This is a genomic window from Streptomyces sp. NPDC127092 (assembly GCF_042722475.1).
Lineage (GTDB): Bacteria > Actinomycetota > Actinomycetes > Streptomycetales > Streptomycetaceae > Streptomyces.
Map to the genome: position 1 here is coordinate 156,632 of NZ_JBHXFE010000004.1, position 23,080 is coordinate 179,711.

At 72.7% G+C, this 23,080-nt stretch carries 29 protein-coding genes and 1 pseudogene; 16 read left to right on the forward strand and 14 right to left on the reverse strand.

Going from position 1 to position 23,080, the window contains the following annotated elements; all coding sequences use genetic code 11:
* Window positions 1-234 precede the first annotated feature (234 nt).
* From ACFWJO_RS05050 to ACFWJO_RS05070, 5 genes are all read left to right on the forward strand, one after another.
* Window positions 235-1,647, forward strand: a complete 1,413-nt coding sequence (locus ACFWJO_RS05050; protein ID WP_386863431.1) for a DNRLRE domain-containing protein — start codon at window positions 235-237, stop codon at window positions 1,645-1,647.
* 95 nt (window positions 1,648-1,742) lie between these two features.
* Entirely contained in the window at window positions 1,743-3,008 is a 1,266-nt protein-coding gene (locus ACFWJO_RS05055; protein WP_386863432.1) for an MFS transporter, read from the forward strand.
* Window positions 3,005-4,033, forward strand: a complete 1,029-nt coding sequence (locus tag ACFWJO_RS05060) for a TolB family protein (protein ID WP_386863433.1) — start codon at window positions 3,005-3,007, stop codon at window positions 4,031-4,033. Before ACFWJO_RS05055 ends, ACFWJO_RS05060 begins: the two co-directional genes overlap by 4 nt.
* Window positions 4,034-4,089: 56 nt before the next feature.
* Complete coding sequence (locus ACFWJO_RS05065) at window positions 4,090-4,863, forward strand: hyaluronoglucosaminidase (protein ID WP_386863434.1); 774 nt, start codon at window positions 4,090-4,092, stop codon at window positions 4,861-4,863.
* 18 nt (window positions 4,864-4,881) lie between these two features.
* Window positions 4,882-5,157, forward strand: a complete 276-nt coding sequence (locus ACFWJO_RS05070) for a hypothetical protein (RefSeq protein ID WP_386863435.1) — start codon at window positions 4,882-4,884, stop codon at window positions 5,155-5,157.
* 24 nt (window positions 5,158-5,181) lie between these two features.
* Here ACFWJO_RS05070 and ACFWJO_RS05075 read toward each other — a convergent pair whose 3' ends face one another.
* The 3 genes from ACFWJO_RS05075 to ACFWJO_RS05085 are packed head-to-tail and all read right to left on the reverse strand — an operon-like array spanning window position 5,182 to window position 6,961.
* Entirely contained in the window at window positions 5,182-5,958 is a 777-nt protein-coding gene (locus tag ACFWJO_RS05075; RefSeq protein WP_386863436.1) for an SDR family NAD(P)-dependent oxidoreductase, read from the reverse strand.
* A complete protein-coding gene (locus ACFWJO_RS05080; RefSeq protein WP_386863437.1) occupies window positions 5,958-6,143 on the reverse strand; it encodes a DUF397 domain-containing protein in 186 nt (61 codons plus the stop codon). Before ACFWJO_RS05080 ends, ACFWJO_RS05075 begins: the two co-directional genes overlap by 1 nt.
* Window positions 6,140-6,961: a helix-turn-helix domain-containing protein gene (locus tag ACFWJO_RS05085; RefSeq protein WP_386863438.1), complete on the reverse strand. Its 822-nt coding sequence runs from the start codon at window positions 6,959-6,961 to the stop codon at window positions 6,140-6,142. The genes ACFWJO_RS05080 and ACFWJO_RS05085 overlap by 4 nt, the downstream gene beginning before the upstream one ends.
* Before the next feature lie 137 nt (window positions 6,962-7,098).
* Between ACFWJO_RS05085 and ACFWJO_RS05090 the strand changes: the two genes are divergently transcribed.
* Entirely contained in the window at window positions 7,099-7,536 is a 438-nt protein-coding gene (locus tag ACFWJO_RS05090; protein ID WP_386863439.1) for an ATP-binding protein, read from the forward strand.
* 170 nt (window positions 7,537-7,706) lie between these two features.
* Here the strand turns inward: ACFWJO_RS05090 and ACFWJO_RS05095 are convergent, their stop codons facing one another.
* Window positions 7,707-7,946 carry a hypothetical protein gene (locus ACFWJO_RS05095; protein ID WP_386863440.1) on the reverse strand — a complete coding sequence of 80 codons (240 nt, stop codon included), beginning with the start codon at window positions 7,944-7,946 and terminating at the stop codon, window positions 7,707-7,709.
* Here ACFWJO_RS05095 and ACFWJO_RS05100 point away from each other — a divergent pair.
* Window positions 7,933-8,379, forward strand: a complete 447-nt coding sequence (locus tag ACFWJO_RS05100; RefSeq protein ID WP_386863441.1) for a DUF4232 domain-containing protein — start codon at window positions 7,933-7,935, stop codon at window positions 8,377-8,379. The genes ACFWJO_RS05095 and ACFWJO_RS05100 overlap by 14 nt on opposite strands.
* An 18-nt stretch (window positions 8,380-8,397) precedes the next feature.
* Window positions 8,398-8,928, forward strand: coding sequence for a GNAT family N-acetyltransferase (locus ACFWJO_RS05105; RefSeq protein ID WP_386863442.1), 531 nt, complete (start codon window positions 8,398-8,400; stop codon window positions 8,926-8,928).
* 108 nt (window positions 8,929-9,036) lie between these two features.
* Here ACFWJO_RS05105 and sigJ read toward each other — a convergent pair whose 3' ends face one another.
* Window positions 9,037-10,008 (reverse strand): RNA polymerase sigma factor SigJ, encoded by a 972-nt coding sequence (gene sigJ / locus ACFWJO_RS05110; RefSeq protein ID WP_386863443.1) that lies wholly within the window; start codon window positions 10,006-10,008, stop codon window positions 9,037-9,039.
* A gap of 94 nt (window positions 10,009-10,102) precedes the next feature.
* Here sigJ and ACFWJO_RS05115 point away from each other — a divergent pair, with 94 nt between their 5' ends.
* Window positions 10,103-10,489, forward strand: coding sequence for a DoxX family protein (locus tag ACFWJO_RS05115; protein ID WP_386863444.1), 387 nt, complete (start codon window positions 10,103-10,105; stop codon window positions 10,487-10,489).
* Window positions 10,490-10,572: 83 nt separating this feature from the next.
* On the opposite strand, the gene ACFWJO_RS05120 is transcribed toward ACFWJO_RS05115, so the two are convergent.
* Together ACFWJO_RS05120 and ACFWJO_RS05125 are read right to left on the reverse strand one after the other, a co-directional pair.
* Window positions 10,573-11,862 (reverse strand): hypothetical protein, encoded by a 1,290-nt coding sequence (locus ACFWJO_RS05120; protein WP_386863445.1) that lies wholly within the window; start codon window positions 11,860-11,862, stop codon window positions 10,573-10,575.
* A 202-nt stretch (window positions 11,863-12,064) separates the two neighbouring features.
* Entirely contained in the window at window positions 12,065-12,814 is a 750-nt protein-coding gene (locus tag ACFWJO_RS05125; protein WP_386863446.1) for a class I SAM-dependent methyltransferase, read from the reverse strand.
* Between the two features lie 199 nt (window positions 12,815-13,013).
* Here ACFWJO_RS05125 and ACFWJO_RS05130 point away from each other — a divergent pair, with 199 nt between their 5' ends.
* The gene (locus tag ACFWJO_RS05130; RefSeq protein WP_386863447.1) at window positions 13,014-13,787 is read left to right on the forward strand and encodes an SDR family oxidoreductase; all 774 of its coding nucleotides are present in this window, start codon (window positions 13,014-13,016) and stop codon (window positions 13,785-13,787) included.
* 186 nt (window positions 13,788-13,973) lie between these two features.
* Here the strand turns inward: ACFWJO_RS05130 and ACFWJO_RS05135 are convergent, their stop codons facing one another.
* A complete protein-coding gene (locus ACFWJO_RS05135; protein ID WP_386863448.1) occupies window positions 13,974-14,513 on the reverse strand; it encodes a phosphoribosyltransferase family protein in 540 nt (179 codons plus the stop codon).
* Window positions 14,510-15,133, reverse strand: coding sequence for a TetR family transcriptional regulator (locus ACFWJO_RS05140; RefSeq protein WP_386863449.1), 624 nt, complete (start codon window positions 15,131-15,133; stop codon window positions 14,510-14,512). Before ACFWJO_RS05140 ends, ACFWJO_RS05135 begins: the two co-directional genes overlap by 4 nt.
* Before the next feature lie 127 nt (window positions 15,134-15,260).
* Between ACFWJO_RS05140 and ACFWJO_RS05145 the strand changes: the two genes are divergently transcribed.
* The gene (locus tag ACFWJO_RS05145) at window positions 15,261-15,686 is read left to right on the forward strand and encodes a DUF6463 family protein (RefSeq protein ID WP_386863450.1); all 426 of its coding nucleotides are present in this window, start codon (window positions 15,261-15,263) and stop codon (window positions 15,684-15,686) included.
* Between the two features lie 100 nt (window positions 15,687-15,786).
* Here the strand turns inward: ACFWJO_RS05145 and ACFWJO_RS05150 are convergent, their stop codons facing one another.
* From ACFWJO_RS05150 to ACFWJO_RS05165, 4 genes and pseudogenes are all read right to left on the reverse strand, one after another.
* Window positions 15,787-16,029 carry a hypothetical protein gene (locus tag ACFWJO_RS05150; protein ID WP_386863451.1) on the reverse strand — a complete coding sequence of 81 codons (243 nt, stop codon included), beginning with the start codon at window positions 16,027-16,029 and terminating at the stop codon, window positions 15,787-15,789.
* A 66-nt stretch (window positions 16,030-16,095) separates the two neighbouring features.
* Window positions 16,096-16,955: pseudogene (locus tag ACFWJO_RS05155) on the reverse strand (IS5 family transposase).
* Between the two features lie 59 nt (window positions 16,956-17,014).
* A complete protein-coding gene (locus ACFWJO_RS05160; RefSeq protein ID WP_386863452.1) occupies window positions 17,015-17,368 on the reverse strand; it encodes a hypothetical protein in 354 nt (117 codons plus the stop codon).
* A gap of 80 nt (window positions 17,369-17,448) precedes the next feature.
* Window positions 17,449-17,901: a VOC family protein gene (locus tag ACFWJO_RS05165; protein WP_386863453.1), complete on the reverse strand. Its 453-nt coding sequence runs from the start codon at window positions 17,899-17,901 to the stop codon at window positions 17,449-17,451.
* 363 nt (window positions 17,902-18,264) lie between these two features.
* Here ACFWJO_RS05165 and ACFWJO_RS05170 point away from each other — a divergent pair, with 363 nt between their 5' ends.
* Both ACFWJO_RS05170 and ACFWJO_RS05175 read left to right on the forward strand, forming a co-directional pair.
* Window positions 18,265-18,900, forward strand: coding sequence for a nucleoside/nucleotide kinase family protein (locus ACFWJO_RS05170; RefSeq protein WP_386863454.1), 636 nt, complete (start codon window positions 18,265-18,267; stop codon window positions 18,898-18,900).
* A 38-nt stretch (window positions 18,901-18,938) separates the two neighbouring features.
* Window positions 18,939-19,496 carry an isochorismatase family protein gene (locus ACFWJO_RS05175; RefSeq protein WP_386863455.1) on the forward strand — a complete coding sequence of 186 codons (558 nt, stop codon included), beginning with the start codon at window positions 18,939-18,941 and terminating at the stop codon, window positions 19,494-19,496.
* Window positions 19,497-19,605: 109 nt separating this feature from the next.
* Here ACFWJO_RS05175 and ACFWJO_RS05180 read toward each other — a convergent pair whose 3' ends face one another.
* Window positions 19,606-20,349, reverse strand: a complete 744-nt coding sequence (locus ACFWJO_RS05180) for a hypothetical protein (RefSeq protein WP_386863456.1) — start codon at window positions 20,347-20,349, stop codon at window positions 19,606-19,608.
* Between the two features lie 97 nt (window positions 20,350-20,446).
* On the opposite strand from ACFWJO_RS05180, the gene ACFWJO_RS05185 reads away from it, so the two are divergent.
* The 3 genes from ACFWJO_RS05185 to ACFWJO_RS05195 are packed head-to-tail and all read left to right on the forward strand — an operon-like array spanning window position 20,447 to window position 23,066.
* Window positions 20,447-21,058, forward strand: coding sequence for a tetratricopeptide repeat protein (locus ACFWJO_RS05185; protein WP_386863457.1), 612 nt, complete (start codon window positions 20,447-20,449; stop codon window positions 21,056-21,058).
* An 18-nt stretch (window positions 21,059-21,076) separates the two neighbouring features.
* Window positions 21,077-22,054, forward strand: a complete 978-nt coding sequence (locus ACFWJO_RS05190) for a LysR family transcriptional regulator (RefSeq protein WP_386863458.1) — start codon at window positions 21,077-21,079, stop codon at window positions 22,052-22,054.
* Between the two features lie 52 nt (window positions 22,055-22,106).
* A complete protein-coding gene (locus ACFWJO_RS05195) occupies window positions 22,107-23,066 on the forward strand; it encodes a hypothetical protein (protein ID WP_384420440.1) in 960 nt (319 codons plus the stop codon).
* The last annotated feature ends 14 nt before the right edge of the window (window positions 23,067-23,080 follow it).

The following is a 23,080-nucleotide window of genomic DNA, read 5'->3' on the forward strand; positions in this document are numbered from 1 at the left end:
GGCACCCGTTGCCCTCTGCCAGCCCCCCGGCGGTATTCCGCCGGGGGGCTGGCGCGTTTTCGCCTTCCGGGCGGCATGACGGGTCGTCAGGATGCGGTGGCCGGAAACGTCTTGATGTGCTCATGGCCAGACGTTCACCGGCGCGCAACCGAAACCACGTCGGGGCAACACGCGACCGCACCCCGGCACCCTTACCTTGCGTGGCGCCCTCGTCCCTCATGAGAAGGGGATCTCATGCCCACTCGGAAGGCCACCACCACGGTGGCCCTGCTCGGTGTGCTCACCTCGGCCGCCGTGGTCGCCACGGCACTGACCGACATCGCACCCACGGCCGCGGCCGCGAGCACCACCTTCACGGCCACCGCCGACACCCACGTCGACAGCAGCCTGGCCTCGACGAACTACGGCGCCTCGCAGCAGCTCGGCGTCGACAACAGCCCCGTCAAGCAGATGCTGCTGAAGTTCGACGTCTCCGGCGTCACCCAGCCCGTGACCCGGGCGACGCTGCGCCTCCACACCGACGACGTGTCCGGCGCGGAGAGCACCAACGGCGGCACCTTCCGGGCCATGTCCAACACCAGCTGGTCCGAGACGTCCGTCACGTACAACAACAAGCCGGCCATCGACGGGGCCGTCCTCGGCTCGCTCGGCTCGGTCGCCCGCAACGCCTGGTACGAGGTCGACGTCACCTCGTACGTCAAGGGCAACGGCACCTTCGGCATCGGCGTCACGTCCACCAGCAGCAACGGCGCCGACTACGACTCCCGCGAGACCGGCGCCACCGGGCCGCAGCTCGTCCTCGAGACCGGCGGCGAGCCCACGCCGACGCCCACCCCGACCACCACCACGCCGCCGCCGACCGGCGACCCGGTCCTCGTCGGCGCCGGCGACATCGCCACCTCCGGCTCCGGCGACAGCGCCACCGCCAGCCTGCTCGACGGCATCCCCGGCACCGTGTTCACCATCGGCGACAACGCCTACCCGAACGGCAGCGCCTCCGACTTCAGCACCTACTACGAGCCGACCTGGGGCCGCCACAAGGCCCGCACCAAGCCGGCCCCCGGCAACCACGACTACGTCACCTCGGGCGCCTCGGCGTACTACAGCTACTTCGGCGCCAACGCCGGCACCGCCGGCAAGGGCTACTACTCGTACGACCTCGGCGAGTGGCACGTCGTCGCGCTCAACTCCGAGATCAGCATGGCCGCCGGCTCGGCCCAGGAGCAGTGGCTGCGCGCCGACCTCGCCGCGAGCGCCAAGTCCTGCACCCTCGCCTACTGGCACCGCCCGCGCTGGACGTCCAGCTCCGCCCACGGCCCCGACAGCTCCACCGGGCCGCTGGTGCAGGCCCTGTACGACAACAACGCCGAGGTCATCCTCACCGGCCACAACCACCAGTACGAGCGCTTCGCCCCGCAGAACCCAAGCGGACAGCTCGACACCGCCCGCGGCCTGCGCCAGTTCGTCGCCGGCATGGGCGGCGCGAGCCTCTACGGCTTCGGCACCATCCAGCCGAACAGCGAGGCCCGCAACAACGACACCTTCGGCGTCCTGAAGCTCACCCTCCACGCGGGCAGCTACGACTGGCAGTTCGTCCCGCAGTCGGGCAAGACGTACAACGACAGCGGCACCGGCACCTGCCACTGAGCCGTCGCCATCCCCTTTCCGCCAGGACGCCGTCCCGCCGCCTCTCCGCGCGGCCGGGGCGGCGTCCCGGCGCCCCCGTCCGGAGGTCGTTCCCCGTGTATCTCTCCACCATCGGCAGGCAGGCCTCCTCGGCCGGCCCCGCCGGGCCGGGCCGCCGGGGCCGGTGGAAGGCGGTGGGCGGCAACGTCCTCGCGCTCGGCACCGTCAGCCTCGTCACCGACGTCTCCGCGGAGATGGTCACCGCCGTCCTCCCGCTCTACCTCGTCGTCGGCCTGAGCCTGTCCCCGGCCGCGTACGGCCTCCTCGACGGCCTCCACACCGGCGCCACGGCCCTGCTCCGGATCGTCGGCGGATACGTCGCCGACCGGATCAGCCGGCGCAAGGCGGTCGCCGCCGTCGGCTACGGCCTCTCGGCGCTCTGCAAGCTCGCCCTGCCCGCGGCCGGCGGCTCCGCCACCCCCATCGCCCTGGTCCTCGCCGCCGACCGGGCCGGCAAGGGCCTGCGCACCGCGCCCCGCGACGCCCTGATCACCCTGTCGGCGCCCGCGCACGCCCTCGGCCGCGCCTTCGGCGTGCACCGCGCCATGGACAGCGTCGGCGCCTTCGCGGGCCCGCTGGCCGCGCTCGCCGTGCTCGCGCTCGCCGGGCAGTCCTTCGACGCCGTCTTCGTCACCAGCTTCTCCGTCGCGGCGCTCGGCGTCGTGATCCTCCTCCTCTTCGTCCGCGACCACCGGGGCCCACGGCCACCCGCCGGCAGCGTCTCCGCCAAGGCCGTCGGCGGCCTGCTGCGGACCGCGCCCGTACGCCGGCTCGTGGGCGCCGCCTGCCTCCTGGGCTTCGCCACCATCGGCGACGGCTTCGTCTACCTGCTGCTCCAGCGGCGCGAGGACCTGTCCGTCGGCTGGTTCCCGCTGCTCGCCGTCGGCACCAGCCTCGCCTACCTGCTCCTGGCGGCGCCGCTGGGCGCGCTGGCCGACCGGATCGGCCGCATGCCCGTCATGCTCGGCGGCTACGCGGCCCTGGTCCTCGTCTACCTGCTCCTCGACGGCCCGCTGCGCGGGACGGGCCTGCTGGTCGCCGTCCTCGGCCTGTACGGCTTCTTCTACGCCGCGACCGAAGGCGTCCTCCTGGCCCTCGCGGGCCCCGTCCTGCCGGAACGGCTCCGCACCACCGGCATCGCCCTCGTCCAGAGCGGCCAGGCGCTCGCCTACCTCGGCTCCTCCGCGCTGTTCGGCGTCGTCTGGCAGATCTGGGGCTCCGGGACGGCGGTCCTGGTCGCGGCCGGCGTCGCGGTGGCGGCGGCCGTGACGACGGTGCTCCTGCTCGGCCTCGACAAGGAAGGAACCGGTACGTCCTCGTGAACGGTTCGCACGACACCTCCCAGCGCACCAAGATCCTCGTCACCGTGATCGCCGCCGTCCTGCTCGCCGCCCTGGCGACGACCGCCGTCGTACGGGCCCGCGCCGCCTCCGGCGAGACCGGAGCGCCGACGGTCGCCACCGACCCGGCGGGCCCCGCCGACGGAGCCGGCCGGAAGCCCGCGGCGGGGCCGCGCCTGCGCGTGCTCAGCAACGGCCTGCTCTCCACCCTGTCCCTGGCCGATCCCACCGGCCCGCGCACGGTCACCGAGCAGCGCTGCGACCGCGCCTACACGGCGGGCGGCACCACCGCCTGCCTGACGCCCACCGGCGCGCTCAGCGGCCCCCGCCTCCTCGTCCTCGACGAGAAGCAGCGCACCCGGCGCACCGTCCCGCTCACCGGCCTGCCCAACCGGACCCGGGTCTCGGCCGACGGCCGCATGATCGCCTGGACCCTGTTCGTGGGCGGCGACTCGTACGCCGGCGGCGGCTTCTCCACCCGCACCGGCATCCTCGACACGCGCACCGGCCGACTCGTCACCTCCCTGGAGGAGTTCGCCGTCTACAAGCAGGGCCGCCGCTACCGGGCCGCGGACATCAACGTCTGGGGCGTCACCTTCGCCGCCGACGACAACCGCTTCTACGCGACCGTGTCCAGCGCCGGCGTCCGCTCCCTGGTGGAGGGCGACTTCGCCGCCGGGACCCTGCGGACGCTCGCGGACAACGTCGAGTGCCCCTCGCTGTCGCCCGACGGCAGGCGGATCGCGTTCAAGCAGGCCGTGGGCGCCGACCCAGCCAAGGGCTGGCGGCTCGCCGTCCTGGACCTGGCCACCCTCCGCCGCACGGAACTGTCCGAGACCCGGAACGTCGACGACCAGGCGGCCTGGCTGGACGACCGCACCGTCGCGTACGCCCTCCAGCGCGGCGACGGCACCAACGACGTCTGGACCGTCGCCGCGGACGGCACCGGCAGCCCGCGGATGCTCGTCCCGGGGGCCAACTCCCCGTCGGTGCTGCCCCCTGCTTGAATGACGCCCCGGGAAACGATCAGCCGATCGTTCCGTCGACAGGGGAGGGGCGACGCATGGGCGTCAGCAGGAGACTGTTCATGGGCGGCTTCACCGCCGGGGCCGTGACCGTGGCCGTCGGGGCGACCTCGCCCGCGGCCGAGGCGGCAGAGGCGGCCGAGGCGGCGGGGGAGACGACGACGTTCACCGGCCCCGTGGTCGCCCAGGGGCAGGTGACGGCGCCCAGGTTCTACGCGTCGACGACCGGCGAGGGCCTGTACGTGAAGTCGACGAACACCGTCGACCACGCGGCGACCGTCTACCTGGAGGCCGCCACCGGCGGCGGCTCCGCCCTCAACGTCATCTCGGACAACACCGAGAGCTCCGCGATGTACCTGAGGGGCAAGGAACGCACCAGCCGCGGCACCCTCAAGATCGCCCACGTCGGCCAGGCCGACGGCTCCGACACCGGCGCCTCCGCGCTCTCCATCGACCTCCAGACCAAGGGCACCGCCTCCCAGGGCATCTACCTCACCGCGACGCAGGGCCCGACCTCCGGCGCCCTGCTCGTCCTGCGCAACAACGCGGGCCTGGAAGACCTCACGGTGAAGGGCACCGGCCTCATCGGCATCGGCATCGACCGCGGCGCCACCCCGCGCGGCCAGGTCCACATCGTGCAGCGCACCGCCAAGCCCGGCCTCCTCGTCGACGGCACCGTCGAGATCGGCAACACCGCCACCCCACCCACCGAGACGGTGTCCGCGGCCGGGGGTGGCACCCTGTACGCCGTGAACGGCGAACTGTGGTGGCGCGGCGGCGCCGGAACCCCCACCCGTATCGCCCCCGCATAGGAGAGGAAAACCGCACAGATGGTGCAGCTCACCCCGGACGAATTGATCGCCGAGTTCCAGGACGCGGTCGTCGAGCTCTACTTCGCCCGCAAGCGCATAGCGAACCTGGAGGCCGAGAACACGGCCCTCAAGGCCCGGCTCGCCGCGCCGGCGGGCGTGCCCCCGCAGGCCGTCCCGCCCCAGGAGATGCCGGTCGAGGCGACGCCCGCCCAGGACGCCGCCCACGAGGCCGCGGACGCGTCGGGCGAGCAGTGGTTCTCGGGCGGCACGGCGCCGGGGGAGCCGGGGCAGTAGCACCACCGGCCCCTCCGGGGGCCGTCAGTGGACGGACAGGCCGCCGTCCACGAAGACCGCCTGCCCCGTGACGTACGCCGAGGCGCGGCTCGCCAGGAAGACGGCCGCGCCCTCGAAGTCCTCGGCGAGCCCGTTCCGCCCGACCATCGTGCGGGCGGCGAGCTCGGCGACCCTGGCGGGATCCGAGGACAGCCGCTCGTTGAGCGGCGTCATCACGAAGCCGGGCACGAGGGTGTTCGCGGTCACGCCGTACGGCGACCAGGCCTCGGCCTGCGACCGCGCCAGCGACTCCAGGCCGCCCTTCGACACCCCGTACGCCCCCGACTGCACGAACGCACGGTGCGCCTGCTGGGAGCTCACGTGGATGATCCGCCCGAAGCCCCGCTCGGCCATCCCGGGCCCGAAGCGCTGCCCGAGCAGGAACGGCGCCTCCAGGTTCACCGCCATCGTCCGGTCCCACACGTCGTCCGTGAGCTCGGACATCGGCGGACGCAGGTTGATCCCGGCCGAGTTGACGAGGATGTCCGGCTCGGCGCCGCCGAACGCCTGAACGGCTCCCTCGGCAGCCGCCCGTACGCCGTCCCGGGTGGACAGATCCCCGCTCACCCAGGCGGCCGTGGCGCCGAACCCGGTCAGCTCGTCGACCGTCTCCTTCAACTCCGCCTCGCGCCGCGCGACGACGACCACGGACGCACCGGCCCGGGCGAGCGCACGGGCGATGGCCTTGCCGATGCCCGAACTTCCGCCGGTGACGAGGGCGTTGCGCCCGGCGAGGGAGAACAGATCGTCCAGGTAGGCCATTACAGCTGCTCGCAGCCGGCGACGAACGCGCTCCAGGCGGCGGGCGCGAGCGCGAGCCGGGCGTCCTCGGGCCGCTTGGAGTCGCGGACGTGGACGGTGGTGGGACAGGCGGCGACTTCGACGCAGTCGCCGTCGCCGCTGCTGCTGTAGCTGCTCTTGAACCAGGCCAGGTCAGTGGTGCTCATGTCGCTCCTCGCATCTGCCGCAACAGGCTCTGGGAGTCTTCCAGCGTAAGAGCCTGTGACCGCATCCTGGCATACCGCATCTGGAGGATGCCGACTTCCTTTGCGTCGGAGATGAGTAGGCCGGCTCGCTGTGCCTCGACGTACCCGTACCAGCGGTTGTCGGGGGTTTCCAGTAACTGCATGGATCCGGCGAGCCCCGCGTGGTTGCCCCGCCGCTGCTCCATCACTTGGATCTCGATGCTGCGCCGCTCGGACATCCGCAGGATGTGCTCGATCTGTGCCTGGTGGACCTCCGGGCCGCCCGTCTCCCTCCGCAGCACGTGCTCCTCGATGATGAAGCTGTACGCGGTGTTGACCCGCTCGGTGAGCAACTTCTGCCGCTTCACGCGAAAGGCGATGTTCTCCTCGATCTCAGCGTCGCCCAACGGCGGCAACTGCTCCTCAAAGAGGACGCGTTGGTACGCCTCGATCTGGAGCAGACCGGGGATCAGGCGGTTCTCGTACGTGTAGAGGCACAGCGCCTTCGCCTCCAGCGCCGCCCAGCGGCGGAACCAGTTGGCCACGGGCTCCCGCGACAGGTGCTTCGCCGGACCCTTGATCGCCCCGAAGGCGTCGAAGAACTCCTCCGACCGGTCCACGAACTTCGGCGACGGGAACCGCCGTCCCTGTTCGACGGACGAAACCGTCTCCACCGAGTACCCCACCTGCGGGGCGAACTGCTCCTGGGTGAGCCCCGCCCGTTTGCGGAATGCCTTGACCACCTCTCCGAAGGCCTTCAGGCTGTCCGAGATCTCCGGCTCCGCGTCGCCGTCTGTCATCGCGCACCTTCCTCGTGGTTCGTGCGCACATCGTCACGGGCCGTGATGAGTACTGTCCACCCTCCGAGCTCGTACGCTTACGGAGCGTACGAGTTCCCGACCTGGGAACCGGCCCTCGGGCTCGCCACATTGGCCCCATGACTCCCCCTCAGACCCGCCAAGCGCCGGTCACCGTACGTGTGTTCACCCAGCGCTTCAGCTCGACGCCGCGCGGCGCGCGCCTGGCCCGCCGGCTCGCCCTGCACCAGCTCGAACGCTGGGGCCTCGCGACGTACGGCAGCGAGCTCGCCGACACGGTCGCCCAGATCGTCGCCGAGCTCGCCGCGAACGCCGTCACCCACGGCCGCGTGCCCGGCCGGGACTTCGAGCTGACGCTCGCGTACGAGCCGGAGGGCCGCCTCCGCATCGACGTCGCCGACACCCGTACCGAACGCCGCCCCGCCTTCGTACCGCCGACCGCCCCGCTCTCCGACACCGGTCGCGGGCTGCTCCTGGTGGACGCGCTCGCGAGCCGCTGGGACGTCGTGGACCGCCTGCCCGTGGGCAAGACGGTCCGGGCGGAGATCGACCTCTAGAAGCCCCGCACAACGGCGGCCGTCGCGCGTCGGCGGCCGGAATCGACTGTTCCCTGTACCTGCTCCGTAACAGCTCCGTACGGCAGGAATTCCAGGGGAGTTCGCGGTGCACACTCTGCCCGAGGGCAAGAGTTGACGGGGGAAACATTCATGAACACTGGCTGGAAGTCCTACATGGCCGGCGCCGCGGTGGTCGGCGCGCTGCTCACGTCCACGGCGTGCGGGCCGAGCGGCGACGAGGGAGCGGGCGAGGGCACGCCCACGACGGCGCCGACGTCGGTGCCGACGACGGGCTCGCCGTCCGCGACGCCGTCCGGGTCGCCGTCCGAGTCGTACGCGCCGAGCGCCACGCCCTCGTCGAAGCCGGGCGCGACGGCGTCGTCGAAGCCGAACACCGTGGCCGACTGCACTGCCGCCGACCTCGGGGTCTCCGCCGTGAAGGAGCCGGCGGACAGCAAGGAGTCCAGGCACCTCCTGATCACGGTCCAGAACGCCGGCGACAAGAAGTGCAACCTCTGGAACTTCCCGTACGTGCTGGTCGGCGCGGACGCCCAGGCCACGGCTCCGGTCATCAAGGACAGCGACCCGGACCCGGGCAGGCCCGTCACGATCGCTCCGGGCGAGGAGGCGTACGCCGCTCTCCTCGTCGCCGGCGGCAAGCGGGACGAGTACGAGGCGCGAAGCCTCACGCTCACCCTCCAGGGCCGCAAGCCCGGCACCAGGGCAAGCAAGCCGATCGACGTGCCCATGCCCGTCGCGACGCTGTACGCGGACGACGGCCAGCTCGTCACGTACTGGACGACCGCGGAGGGCGCGGCCCTGGACTTCATCATGTCCAGGTGAGGGGATAGGTTGCCCGCCATGACCGAACTCGGCCCCGACGTATGGCCTCCCGCTCCGCTGAAGACCGAACGGCTCGTGCTGCGCGAGTCCGAGGCCCGCGACCGCGCGGCGTTCGTCGCGCTGTTCGCCTCGCCGGAGGTGGGCGCCTACGTCGGTGGCGCGCGGCCGCGTGACGAGGTCGAACGCGCGATGCCCGAGGTGCCCGGGCGGCGCCCCGGCCTCTTCGTGGTCGAACTCGACGGAGCGATGATCGGCATGATCACGCTCGACCGGCGGGACGCCGGGCGTCGGGGGCACGTCCGGCCGGAGGGTGGCGAGGCAGAACTCGGTTACATGTTCCTGCCGGAGGCGTGGGGACACGGCTACGCCGCGGAGGCGTGCGCGGCCGCGCTCGACTGGTTCGCGGCCGCGCGGCCCGGCGAGCCCGTGGTGTTGACCACCCAGCTCGCCAACGACCGCGCGATGCGGCTCGCGGCGAGGCTGGGGTTCGCGGAGGCGGACAGGTTCGAGGAGTACGGCGCCGACCAGTGGTTCGGGGTGCGGTCCTAGGGGGCGGGACACCCCCCAGGGCCTGTCCGGCGGATCACGGCCGGGTCCCGCCGGACAGGCCCCAGGCGGCCGGCGCCGCCGGGCCGGCCATGGCGGGAGAGCCAGGGCTCACGCCCTGCGGCCCGGCAGCAGGCCCTGGTCGGAGACCGGGCCCAGGTGCGCCAGCTTGTCGGGGTTGGTGAGGGAGTGGATCGTCCGGATCTCGCCGTCCACGACGTGGAGTTCGATGACGCTGAGGACGCGGTCCTCGGTGTCGTGGAGGACCGCGCCGGGGTTGCCGTTGACCCACGCGGGCCGGAGGCTCGCGCCGAGCGAGCGGATGCGGCGGAAGCCGCCGAGCAGCAGCCGGGCGGCCTGCTCGGCCTCGCGCACCGTACGGCTCATGGCCTGCGCCTTGCCCCCGCCGTCGCCGTGGAAGACGACGTCGGGGGCGAGCATGCCGAGCAGCGCGTCCAGGTCGCCGCCCTGGGCGGCGGTGAAGAAGCGGCGGGCGAGTTCGGCGCCCTCGGCCCTGCGCTCGCGGGGGAGTGCCGCGCCCTCCCCGGCCCGGGCGCGGGCCTCGGCGCCGGCGGGGATGCGGCGGCGGGCACGGGCGAAGATCTGGCGGCAGTTCGCCTCGGACTTGTCGGTGATGCGGGCGATGTCCGCGTAGTCGTGGCCGAAGACCTCGCGCAGCACGAACACGGCCCGTTCGACGGGCGAAAGCGCTTCGAGGAGCACGAGGAAGGCCATGGAGAGCGAGTCGGCCAACTCGGCGTGCTCGGCCGGTCCCTGGCCGCCGGCGGTGCCGTCGGCGGGCACCACGACCGGCTCGGGCAGCCAGTCGCCGACGTACGTCTCGCGGCGGACGCGGGCCGAGCCGAGGTGGTTGATGCCGAGGCGGGTCACGGCCGTCGTCAGATACGCCTTGGGCGCGGTGATGGCCGTGCCGGCGTTGTGGGCGCGGGTCATGCCGAGGAAGGCGTCCTGGACGATGTCCTCGGCGTCGCCGACCGAGCCGGTCATGCCGTAGGCGAGGGAGAACAGCAGCGGCCGGTAGCCGGCGGCCGCCGCCACGGCCGTGTCGTTCTTCGTCTCCATCACTTTTTCCTCGTCTCGGGGCTCGATCTGTCACAACGCGCGGGGCTGCTCTGTCTGTAAGGGCGACAACGGCTCCGGAAGAGAGTGGACTCCCATGAACATCGCGCTGTGGATCGTGACCGGACTGCTCGCCACCGCCTTCTTCTTCGGCGGCGGTCTGAAGCTGATCATGACGAAGGAGAAGATAGCCGCCCAGGGGCCTTCCGCGGCGTGGGTCGAGGATTTCGCCGCGGCGAGCATCAAGGGCATCGGCGCCCTGGAGGTACTGGGCGCGCTGGGCCTGATCCTCCCCGCCGTCCTCGACATCGCCCCGGGCCTCGTACCGGTGGCGGCGACCGGCCTCGCCCTGGTGATGGTGGGGGCGGCGGTCGTACGTCTGCGGCGGCGTGAGTACAAGCTGGTCGTGGTGGACGTGGCGTACCTGGTGCTGCTGGTGTTCGTGGCGTGGGGCCGCTTCGGGCCGGAGTCCTTCGTGGCGTGAGACCGACTGCGGGCGGCGGGGAGGAGCGGTGAGGGGCGGGGCGGTGCTGGTCGCCGGGCCGCCCCCGCGTCCGGGGCGTGGCGTCAGGTCGACGGACCGACGGGAGGACCGACGGGAGGACCGTCGAGAGGGATGTGGTCGTACGGCTTCTCGGCGTGCTTGAGTTCGGCCGTCGCCGCCGCCTGGTGGCGGTGCAGCAGCTCCGAGATCACGCGCACGCCGCCCGGCAGATCGTCACGGATCAGCACGTCCAGGTGGTCGGCGTGGTGGACGTAACCGCCGTCTTCGCCCCGCACGGACGTGCTGCCGTCGACCTCCGCCCGGCCCAGGCCGGCTTCCTGGAGCGCGGTGGAGAGTTCCCCGGCGAACTCCTGCCCGAAGCGCCGTGGGCGCCCGGCGGCGGGCAGGGTCAGGGACAGCTGCCACGAGCGGCTGCCGGCCAGCGGGCTGCGGCCGAACCAGGCGGCTGCCAGACTGCCTTGCTCCAGCCCCGCCAGGGTCTCCACGGCCCAGGCCGCCTCCGCCTTCGTGACCGGCTCGGACACGGCGCGGAGCAGCCCGGTCCGGGTGAAGCCCGCCCGGGACAGCGCCTCGGAGAGCGGGCCGAGGTGCCGGTGACCGTCCGGCCCGGTGCAGCGGGCGAGTGCCGCCCGCACCTCGGCGGTGCGGACGGCGGGATCCGCCCGTACGGCGTCCAGCAGTTCCGCAGCGCGAGCCAGCAGCCGGGCCCACGCCGTGAACGGGAACTCGTCCGATGCGGGGTCCCGCAGGGAGTACAGCGGAGCCCCGTCCGGATCGTGCTGCGTCACTGCCCGGCAGCCGTCGGGCCGAACCGTCCACTCGATCCCCGCGCCGCGAAGATCCCGCAGGTCGAACCAGTCCCGCGTCTCCTCCCGCACACCCACCGCACCGGAGACCGCACCGCCGCAGGCCTTCGCGGGCCGTACCGCGGCGAAGGCCGCGTCCACCGCCGGGCCGATCGCGTCCAGGTCCTCGTCCTCGGACAGGAAGGCGAAGCGCAGCAGCAACGCCAGCATCGGGCCGGGATGGCGCAGCGCCGGGTCGTGCAGGGCCGCCGCGCGGCACAGCAGGTCGAGTTCCCGCCAGGGCATGACGTGCGGGTGGAAGTGCGCCAGGTCGTCCCAGCCCACGGTCTCGGCCTCCGTGGACTCCGGCGACAGGACGGCCAGGTCGACGTAGCTGACGCCCGGCTCGAACGCGAGCCGCAGACCGAGACCGCGATCCAGGAAGAAGTCCGCCCGGAAGACCTCTTCCTCCGCCTCCTCGTCCTCCTCGTCCTCCTGCGCCTCCTCGTACGCCTCCAGCGCCTGGTCGTCGAAGAAGTACAGAGGCCAGAAGTCCGGCTCTGCCATGCGGGCGGTCAGATCGCCGTCAGAGGGCACGTCACAAGACACGTCAGAAGACACGTCAGAAGACACGTCAGAGGGCACGTCAAAAGGCATGGGGGCACGCTATCGGCAGGCTCCGACACGACGGCGGGGAACGGCCACCGCCGGCCGGGCCCCTCGCCGCCCAGGCGGCCCGGCCGGGGCTCCCGGCCGGGCCGGCGGTTCGTCAGGCGGTGGCGCGGCGGCAGCGGAGCATCTCCAGCGGCGGGTTGCCGTGGAAGTCCGCCCAGAACTCCTCGCCGTACGCGCGCACGCCGGCCTCGGAGATCGTCAGCGGGACCCAGGTCAGGTCGGTGAACCCGGCCGTACGCAGGCTCTGCTCGTACACCTCGCGGCGGGGCGCCGCGCCGACGAACGAGATCGGCGGGTCGAGGAGCGCCGTGATCCGCACGCGCGGACCGGTCTCGATCGCCTCGCCGGTCGGCTCGCAGCGGAAGCCGTACTTGTCCAGCGGCGGCCCGTCGAAACGGAAGTCGGGCGACTGGGCGAAGACGAAGAACTCGCCGCCGGGCTTCAGGTTCTTGTACACGTTGCGGCACATCCGCTCCATGGCGGCGACGTCCGGCGCGTAGTTGAGACACTGGACGGCGAGGGCGATGTCGAAGGCCCGGTCGAGGGTGGGCAGTTCGGCGACGTCACCCACCTCGTAGGTGATGCCCAGCGGCTCGTTCTCTTCGAACGCCCTTGCCACGGCGACCATTTCACCGGAGATGTCGACGCCGAACACCTCCGTGGCGCCGCGCCGCCTGAACTCCCGGCTGTAGAAGCCGGTGCCGGACGCCAGGTCCAGCACGGACTTGCCGCGCACGTCCCCGACCATCGCGAGGAAGCTCGGCACCTCCCCGTACTGTGTCAGTGGCAGGGACTTGAAGCCCTCGAACGCCTCACCGATCTCGTCGTACTGCTGCACGCTCATGGTGCCGCCTCCCCGTGTTCGGTCGTCGGGTCGTGTCCGACTCGTGTCGGCAGTCTCTACGGGTCGCGGCGGCCGCCCGTACTGGCAGAAGCCACGAAGATCCGGGGGTCGCCCGTGGCGATGTCACAGTCCGGGTCCTCGCGTCCGTCCCTTCTTGGCGGCCCGACGCCGCGAGAGAAGGAAAGGGGCGATCCCAACGATGACCACGACCACGAGCACGATCCTGGTGACCGGCGGCACCGGCACCCTCGGCCGGCTCGTCACCGAGCGACTGCGCGGGGACGGGCACCAGGTGCGGGTGCTGAGCAGGCGCACCCAGCCGTACGCGGTCGACCTGCGAAAGGGCGGGCGGGTGCTGGACGCGGCGATGGACGGCGTGGACACGGTCGTGCACTGCGCGTCCACGCCGACCGGAGGGGACGAGAAGGCGGCGCGCGTGCTCGTCGACGCGGCCCGCCGGGCCGGGGTTGGGCACCTGGTGTACATCTCGATCGTCGGCGTCGACCGGGTGCCGCTCCCGTACTACCGGACGAAGCTCGCGGTCGAGCGGATCGTCGAGGAGTCGGGCCTCGGCTGGACGATCCTGCGCACCACCCAGTTCCACGACCTGGTCGTCCAGATCCTGGAGACCCTGGCGAAGGTCCCGCTGATGCCGGTCCCGGCCGGGATCTCCGACCAGCCGATCGACGTGGCGGAGGTCGCCGACCGCCTCCGCGAACTGGCCACCGGCGGGCCCGCGGGCCGGGTCCCGGACATGGGCGGCCCCGAGATCCGCACCTTCAACGACCTGACCCGCACCTACCTGACCACGACCGGCCGCCGCCGCACCCTCCTGCCCGTACGCCTCCCGGGCAAGACCTTCGCGGCCTTCCGCGAGGGCGGCCACCTGACACCGGAACGGGCGGTGGGCCGCACCTCGTTCGAGGACTTCCTGGCGAACCGCCCGGGCTTCCGCCCGCGGAAGCCCGCATAGGGCCTTGTGGTGTGGCCCGGTGCGGCCGGCGCGGCCCGGTGCGGCCGGCGCGGCCCGGTCCGGTCCGGTCCGGCCCTGTCCGGCCCGGCAGGCGATGGCGGGCCGGTCCGTCCGCCGCGAGCCCGTCCGTCCGCCGCGAGTCCGGGCCGCGCCACCGGCTTCAGCCGGTTGCCAGGCCGGCACGCGTCAGGACTGCCCGCCCCACGCCGGAAGTTCGGCAGCGGTGACGAGGCCACGGACGCCCAGGTCCGCCCGCCGGGCCGGGGCCGTCTCGTCAACGACGACGGAGCAGCCGGCCCACTGCCCCCCGCACTCCTCGACCATCGACCGCACGGCCGACGCCCGGCTGCCCGTCTCGATCCAGTCGTCGACCAGCAGCACCCGCTCCCCGGGGCCCACCGCCGCCCGCTGCAGACGCAGCTCCTGGTGGGTGCCCCGGTAGTCGGGGTCGCTGCGCCGGGTGACCTTCTCCCCCGGGAAGATCCCCTCGCCCTTGCGTACCGCGACGAAGCCGACGCCGAGCTCGACGGCCACCGCCGCGCCGAGCAGGAATCCCCGCGACTCGATGCCGCAGACGGCCGTGACGCCGTCGTCCCTGAACGGTCCGGCCAGTCCGCGGACCACCGCGGCGAGAGCCCCGGGGTCGCGGAAGATCTGCCAGACGTCGGCCTGGCCGCCGATCCAGCGGAAGTGCTCGAGGACCGGACCGCGTGCGTGAGACATCATGATCGCGAGTCTGCGGACGGGCCGGCAGCCCGGGCAACCGGCTTATCCGTTCGGGGAGTGCGGACCAGCGGGCGGTCGACGAGGAAGTCGCCGGCGAGGGCGCGTACCTGGGCCCGGGTGCGGCCGGGGTGGTCGGCGGCGAGGAAGTGGCTGCCGATGGCCATGCAGAAGGCGAGCAGGCTGCGGGCCTCGACCTCGTCGGGGTCCGCGCAGAGGGTGCTGAAGGCGTCACGGAGCAGCTGCATGCGCCGGTTGTCCACACGGCGCAGGCGGTCGGCGACCGTCCGGTCGCGGCGGGCCCAGTCGCGGACGGCCAGGTCGATGGGCAGCAGGCGGTCGCCGGAGAAGGTGAGTTGCCCCGCCAGCCGGACCTTGTCCAGAGCGTCGCCGCGCTCGTGCTCGATCCTGTCGAGGACGTCGTCGACGCTCTCCCGCTCCCAGACGTCGAGCATCTCGCTCAGCAGCGCGTCACGGCTGGCGAAGTAGCCGTAGAACCCACCCCTGGTGACGCCCAGTGCCTTGGCCAGGGCGTCGACGCGCACCGCGTCCACGCCGCCCGTGGCCAGCGCCCGCAGTCCCTCTTCGACCCACATGCCGCGCGGTGTGCGCAGACTGCCCATCGTTGTGATCCACTTCGCGTTCCGACCGGTTGTACATGTCTGTATAACCGGCCTAGCCTCTGCTTGTACATGACTGTATAACCCTCAGATCGCTGGGCCGAGTTCGACGTGAGAACGGGGAAATCCGATGGTCAAGTGGGCAGGTTGGATGATCACCCTCGCCGGAATCGGGCACACGCTGGGCAGCCTCCTCCAGGCAGCCCCGGACCACGCGGGAACATGGTTCGACGGCCTCTGGAACTCGGGGGCATACCCGGAGATGAGCGACGCCACCGTCGCCTGGTGGTATTCGATGTACAGCTTCGGACCGCCGCTCCTCCTGATCGGCCTGACCGTGCTGTGGCTGGAGCGCCGAGGTGTGACGCCGCCTCTGTTCATCCCGTGGGCCGTGGCGGCGTGGGTCGTCGTGGGCTTCGTGGTCGACGGGCCCTCGCCCTTGCTGGTCCTCCTGGTCGCGGCCGGCCTGCTGCTCGCCGGAGCCCGGCGCGCCAGGCGCCGCGAGAGCGCGCCGCACGAGGCCGGCACGGCTTCCGCGGCGCGCGTCGAGTCGTGATCGATGTGCGGCACGCGCCGTGACCACCACCAACCACAGGCGCTCCGGCGCTCCGGCGCTAGGGCCTGTTGCGAAAGTGGCTGGAGATGCAGGGTGGCGTTCAGAGACTGTGGATGGCCTCGGTCAGGTCGGATCCGTAGGAAGCCCAGCAGATCACGGAGCCGTTGTCGTCGAGCTGCCCCATGAACCACTCGCCGTCGTCTCTCACGAGACACAACTCGTGGAACGCGAGAATCGCATCGGGCCGGAGCGGCTCGTAGTCGTCGTGGCCGGCCGCCTCGACGACTACGAGCCGATCACAGGAGAGCGCGACGGCGCTTGGATCTCCGGAGAGAGCGCGCACGCGTTCGATCGTCCATCCAGCGGGGAGTCCTGAATTCACCGGCGCATGGTCTCAGCAGGGCGCCTGTCACAACCACTCGTCAAGGACTGCGACCAGCACGGTCGCCTCGTAGCGGATGGCAAGCTTGTCGTATCTGGTGGCGACCGCGCGGTGGCGCTTGAGTCGGTTGATGCCGCGCTCGACCGCGTCTCGCTGCTCGTAGTCGTCCTTGTCGAACGCCGGCGGCCGCCCGCCACGCGATCCGCGCTTGAGGCGGTTGCGGACCCGGTCCGCCGGCACTGGGATGGTGGCCTTGATCCCGCGTCTGCGCAGGTAGGAGCCATTCCCGCGGGCGTCGTGCGCCTTGTCGGCCCGGACTCGGTCAGGACGCTAGCGTGGTCTGCCGAGACCCAGCTGGGCAACCCGGATGGCTTCCAGGACCGGCTCGAACTGCGGGGAGTCGCCCCGCTGCCCGGCCGTGATCACCACGGACAAGGGCTTCTGTCCCTGCTCGACCGCGAGGTGGATCTTGCTGGTCAGTCCGCCACGGGACCGGCCGAGGCCGTGGTCGGCCGGCTCGACGAAGATCCCGCCGGGCGGTTCCTTCTGGAGATTCCCTTTTTCGCCGCTCCGGCAGCGTGCTGATGGGCCCGGCAGACGGTGGAGTCGACATTCACGTCCCAGGTGATCAGACCCTTCGCGTCTGCCTCGGCCTGGAACTGGGTCAGGATGCGGGCCCAGGTGCCGTCTCGCTGCCAGCGCCGGAACAGCTCATAGACCCGGTCCCACGGCCCATGACGCTCGGGCACATCCCGCCGCGGAGCACCGGTCCGGGTCCGCCACCGTGTTCCGTCTATCAGCTGCCGCCGCGTCCACACCTGCGGCCGGCCCGGCTGGATGCCTATCGGCAGCAGCGGCTCAAGCCGGGTCCACTGGCCGTTCGTCAGATCCCCACGTCCCGCAAGACGTGATCATCAACGAACAAGATCCACTTTCGCAACAGGCCCTAGCGGAACTCGTGGACGACGTCGATCGTGCCGACGATGTGGGCGTTGAACTCGTCCAGCTCCTCGGCGGGCACCCACAGCTCCAGGATCGTCCTGCCGCCGGCCTGCTGGACCGGATAGCGGGCCAGGAAGGCCGTGTCGACCTCGAAGCGGGTCACGTAGCCGACGCCGCTGTGCTTCACGTTCCAGTCGCGGGCGATCCGGATCGCGTAGTCCTCGTTGAGGACCGGGTAGAAGATCGGCTGCTCCGGCAGTCGCGGCGGCCACGCCCGCCACTCCGACGCGCGCACGAGCTCCAGCTCCTCGGGACCGGTGGGTCGCCAGAGGGTGGTGGTCGCGCGGCGGCTGGTCATGGCTTCGCTCTCTCTTGCCGTGAGGTCGGAGGGTGGAGCCGTGACCGTATCGGTGGCCCCGAGTCCGGGGCCAGGGGTTTTCACGCGGGCTGGAGCAGGTCCCAGCGGTTGCCGTACAGGTCCTCGAAGACGGCGACCGAGCCGTACGGCTCGTGGCGCGGCTCCTCCAGGAAGCGCACGCCGGCGGCGGTCATCCGGGCGTGGTCGCGCGCGAAGTCGTCGGTGTGCAGGAAGAACCCGACCCGCCCGCCGGTCTGCGCCCCGACGGCCGCCACCTGCGCCTCTCCCTTGGCGCGAGCGAGCAGCAACCCGGTGCCGCCCTGCCCGCCCCGCGGCCGCACGACCACCCAGCGACTGCCGTCGCCCCGGTCGGTGTCCTCGACGAGCTCGAAGCCGAGGGCGCGGGTGTAGAAGTCGACGGCCTCGTCGTAGTCACGCACGACGAGGGTGACGAGCGCGAGCGCGGGGAGTGCGGTCGCGGGTGCGGTGGGCTGGGGCCCGGTCTGCGGACCGGGCGGGGGAGTGGCGGACATGGGAGCAACGTAATACGTATGATGGAGCGGCGCCAACGGAGTCGCCGAGGGGCGTCGGCGGCTGGTCCTCACCGCGCTCGGGTGACCGCGGCACGGCGCTTCCACCAGAAGACGCCCAGCGGAACGAACATCGCCGCATTGGCCACGGACGTCGCCAACGCCATGCGGCGCTCCATGGGATACATGCCTTCGATCCCGGGCCCGAAGATCCCCGCCCCGGGAACGAGGGAGACTTTCGACGTTCGGGCGGCGGGGAGGCCACCCAGCATGTGAAGGGGAACGCGAAGACGGCGCAGCCGAGAACGAAGAGGGGTCCCGCCGCCGAGCTCGGCTCGGCGGTGCGGTGCGGTGCGGTGGGGGAGAATGCCTCGCATGGACGCGCGGGAAGTGGAGCGGCTCGTCGGGCGGGCGCGGGGGCTCGTGGCGGACGGGCGGCGGCGCGTGCTCGGGATCGCCGGGCCGCCCGGAGCCGGGAAGTCGACGCTGGCCGCGCGGCTCGTCGCGCGGCTCGACGGGCTCGCCGCGCTCGTCCCCATGGACGGCTTCCACCTGGCGCAGGCCGAGCTGGAACGGCTCGGGCTCGCCGCGCGGAAAGGCGCGCCCGACACCTTCGACGCCGCCGGCTACACCGCCCTGCTCGCGCGGCTGCGCGCCGCCGAACCCGGCGTCACCGTCTACGCGCCCGCCTTCGACCGCGCCCTTGAGGAGCCGGTCGCCGGCGCGATACCCGTACCGCCCGAGGTCCCGCTCGTGATCACCGAGGGCAACTACCTGCTCCACGACGAGGGCCCGTGGGCCGCCGTCCGCCCGCTCCTCGACGAGGCCTGGTACCTGGACCTCGACGACCGGAGCCGCGTGCCCCGGCTCGTCGCGCGGCACGTCCGCTTCGGCAAGGAGCAGGACCACGCCGAGCGCTGGGTCGCCGAGTCCGACGAGGCCAACGCCCGTCTCGTGGCGCTCGGCCGGGACCGCGCCCATCTCGTCGTACGGATGGACTGACACGCGCCGCCGGACGCGGGACGGCTAGCGTGTGCGCCATGAATCACGCGCCGGCGCTCCTCGTCATCGACATGCAGAACGCCCTCGCCGCCCTCGCGCACCGGGCCCGCGAGACCGTCGCCGTCATCGCCGGGCTCCAGGCCCGCGCCCGCGCCGCCGGCGTTCCCGTCATCACCGTCCAGCACCACGGCAACGGACTCGAACCCGGCACCGACGGCTGGCGTGTCGTACCCGAACTCGCCCCAGGGGAAGGCGAGTACGTCATCGCGAAGACCAGCGCCGACAGCTTCCTCGACACCGGCCTCGACGCCGCTCTCACCGCCCTCGGCACCACCGAGGTCCTCGTCACCGGCTTCGCCACCGAGATCTGCGTCGACACCACCGCCCGCCAGGCCCTCAGCCGCCGCTACGACCTCGTCCTCGTCGCCGACGGTCACACCACGTCCGTACGGGAGGCGGGCGGCGGCCCCTACGCCGAGCCCGACGCGTCCGTCGCCCACCACAACGAGATCTTCCGCAACCTGGACTTCCCCGGCCGCAGCATCCGCGTACTGGCGGGCGCCGACGTGGACTTCGGCCCGCCGCCGGCTACGTGACGTCCGCCGTCCGCGTGACCTCCGCCGCCGGCTACGTGACGTCCGCCGTCCGCGTGACCTCCGCCGCCGGCTACGTGACGTCCGCCGTCCGCGTGACCTCCGCCGCCGGCTACGCGACCTCCGCCGTCCGCGTGGCGTCCGCCCGCGTGACCGCCGCCCGCGCCAGGGCGCGGACGATCGGGTGCGGGCGGGTGCCGTCGCCCGCGAGTTCCGGCTGGAAGAGAGTGGCCAGGAAGAAGGGGTGCCCCGGCAGTTCCGCGATCCGTACCTGGCCGTCCTCGTCCACGCCCGTGAACCGCAGGCCATGCGCCTCCAGCGTGTCCAGATGGCGGCTGTCGGGGCCGTAGTTGCAGTGGTAGCGCTCGGTCGTCAGCTCGGCGCCCAGGACCGACTCCGCGAGGGAGCCCGGCGTCACCCGTACCCCGCCCTCGTGTCCCACCAGCGAGCAGGCCAGCGGCGCGAGCAGCAGGTCGGCCTCGTCGGCCTCCGGGTCGTTCTCGGCGTGCGCCGCACGCTCCAGGCCGCAGACGTCCCGCGCGAACTCGAGCAGCGCGTGCTGGAAGCCCGCGCAGGTCCCGAGGAACGGGATCCCGTCCTCGCGCGCCGTACGGATCGCGGCCAGCGCGCCCGCCTCGCTCGCGTACGGGCTGCCCGGCAGCAGCCACACCGCGTCGAAGCCCTTGACCGCGTCCGGCGCCTCCGCGTCGCCGCTGGGGATCCAGTACGCGTCGAGGACGAGCCCGTCCCGCTCCGCCAGCGCGTCGAGCAGCATCGGGATGCGGACATGGGACTTCACGTGCGGGGAACGGTCGCCGACCAGGGCGATCCGGGGGATGTGGAGGTGCGTGTTCATGCCGACCATCCTGGGCAGCCCCGGCCGTTCACGTCCAACGATGATTCATGGACTCTCCATCGCGAATGCTTATGAGCTACGGAGGTAGGGTGCCGCCATGAGCAGCAGCGACATCAGCGGAGACATCAGCAGCGACGCCAGCGGCGACGACGGCCGCGACAACAGAGGCGACAACGGCGGCGACAGCAGCAGTGACTGGGAACTGCGGCTCGCCGCCGCCTGGGCCGAGCTCGACGCCTACGAGAACGACCCCGCCGGCTTCCGCACCCGGATCGCGGAGCTCGCCGCCGAACGCCCCGACGACGACCCCGTCGCCCTCTTCGAGCAGGGCGCCGCCCACGACTCCACCGGAGAGCCCGAGCAGGCCGTACGCCTCTACCGGCGCGCCCTCGACGGCGGCCTCACCGGGCTGCGCCGCCGCCGCGCCGTCATCCAGCTCGCCAGCAGCCTGCGCAACCTGGGCCGGCCCGACGTCAGCGTCGAACTCCTCACCGAGGAGCGGGCGATCCCCGCCGACAGGCTGGACGCCGACGAGACCGCCCTGACCGCCGCCGTCGACGCCTTCCTCGCCCTCGCCCTCGCCGACACCGGCCGCGAGCGCGAAGCCGCCTCCCTCGCGCTCGGCGCCCTCGCCCCGCTGCTGCCCCGCTACAACCGGTCCCTCGCCTTCTACGCCAAGGACCTGCTGAAGACCCGACAGGGCTCCTGAGAAGGCCTGACTCCACCGGTGGACCCGCACCTGCTCCGTACGTACGTCTCCGTGGCCCGGCTCGCCTCCTTCTCCGCGGCGGCCCGGGAACTCGGCTACACCCAGTCGGCCGTCTCCCAGCACGTCGCCGCGCTCGAGGCGGACCTCGGCATGCCGCTGCTCAGCCGCCGGCCCGTCGCGCCCACTCCGGCCGGCGAGCGGCTGCTCGAACACGCCGGTTCGCTGCTGCTGCGGCTCGACGCGGCCCGCGCCGACCTCGCCCGCTTCGCCGCGCCGCCGCGCGAGACGCTCACCCTCGCCGCCGCGCCGCTCGCGCTCCACCCGTGGATCCTCGACGCCCTGCCCGCCACCGGCGTCACCGTGCGCACCCTGCCGCGCGACGAGGTGCCGGCCGCCGTCGCCACCGGCGCCGCCGACCTGGGCCTGGTCGACGGCCTCACCGCGCCCAGCGACCCGCTACGGCTCCCGGACGTCGCCCCGCTCACGGCCCGCCCGGTCGCCGAGGAGCAGTTGGTGGTGGTCCTGCCCGCGGACCATCCACTCGCGGCCCGCGCGACCCGCGCGACCCACGCAGGCGGCGACGACCTCGACATCCCCGGCCGCGGCCTCCCCGATCGTGCCCTCCCCGACCGCGCCCTCCCCGGCCTCGACCTGGCCGACCTCGTCGACGCCCGCTGGCTCGACGCACCCGACGCCTTCCCGCTCGACCGGCTGCGCGCCGCCCACGGCGGCCCCGCCGGGCGCGGCTTCCGCACCGCACTGCGCTACGAGGGCACCGACGCCCGTACCCTCACCGCGCTGGCCGCCGCGGGGCACGGCCTCGCCCTGCTGCCCGCCTCCGCCGCGGGCCTCGGGGTCCCCGGCGCCGCCTTCCTCCCGCTCGCCGCGCCACGCCTGGTCCACCGCACCGAGCTGCTGCACGGCGGGCGCGAACCGGCCGGGCCCGCAGCGGAGTTGGCCCGGCGACTCGGCACCCGTACGGCGGCCGGTCGCTAATCTGGCCACCAGGGACCGAAACGGCGGGAACGGCGACGAAAGGCGGGACGACGTGGGGTGGTTCCGGCGAGGGCCCAGGCGCGACCACGAGGACGCGCCGCGGGACCCCGAGTTCACGTACTTCTCCGAGCGCGAGGCCGCGCTCTTCCGCAGGCAGGTCCGCGAGGCCTTCGCCGAGCTCGGCCTCGAGGTCACCGTCTACGCCGACTCCGTGACCGACGACGCCGGACGCCGCTTCGGACTCGGCAACCTCGCCGCCGTCTGCCACCAGGACCCGCGCGGCACCCGTATCTGGCCGCGGCTGATCGACCGTCACGTGCGGCTCGTGGTCCGGGCCCTGGAGGGGCCCTCCGCCCTGGACACCCTGCCGCCCGAGCAGATCCGGGCCCAGCTCTACCCGCGGGTCGTGAGCGGCGAGGGCATCGACCCCGGCACGTTCGGTTACGCGCGGACCGTCGCGCCGGGCCTCTACGAGGTCCTCGCCCTCGACCTGCCGGAAAGCGTGATGACGCTCACCGACGAGGCGCTGGAACGGCTCGGCGACCCCGTACGACTGCGGGAGCGGGCCATCGACAACCTGCGCGGGCTGCCCGTGGAGGGCCACGAGACCGTCAAGGACGCCGACGGCATGCGCTTCGAGGTCATCCTCGGCGACTCGTTCTACACGGCGAGCCGGGTCCTCGACCTCGACGCCGTCGTGCGCCGCGTCACCGGACGCCCGCTCACCGAGGACGGCGCCCTCGTCGCCATGCCGTTCCGGCACCAGCTCGCCTTCCACGCCATCCGGGACACCACGATCGTGCCCGCGCTCGGTGCGATGGCGTCGTTCGCCGCGTCCGGCTACGAGGACACGCCGGGCGCCATCAGCCCGTACGTGTTCTGGTGGCGGGCCGGCACGCTCACCCAGCTCAGCGAGCACGCCGAGGAGGACGGCCAGCTGCGGATCGTCGTCGGCGACGAGTTCCAGGCCCTGCTCGAACGCCTGATCGTCCGGAACCCGGACCAGGGCTGAGAGGGCGGGCAGGT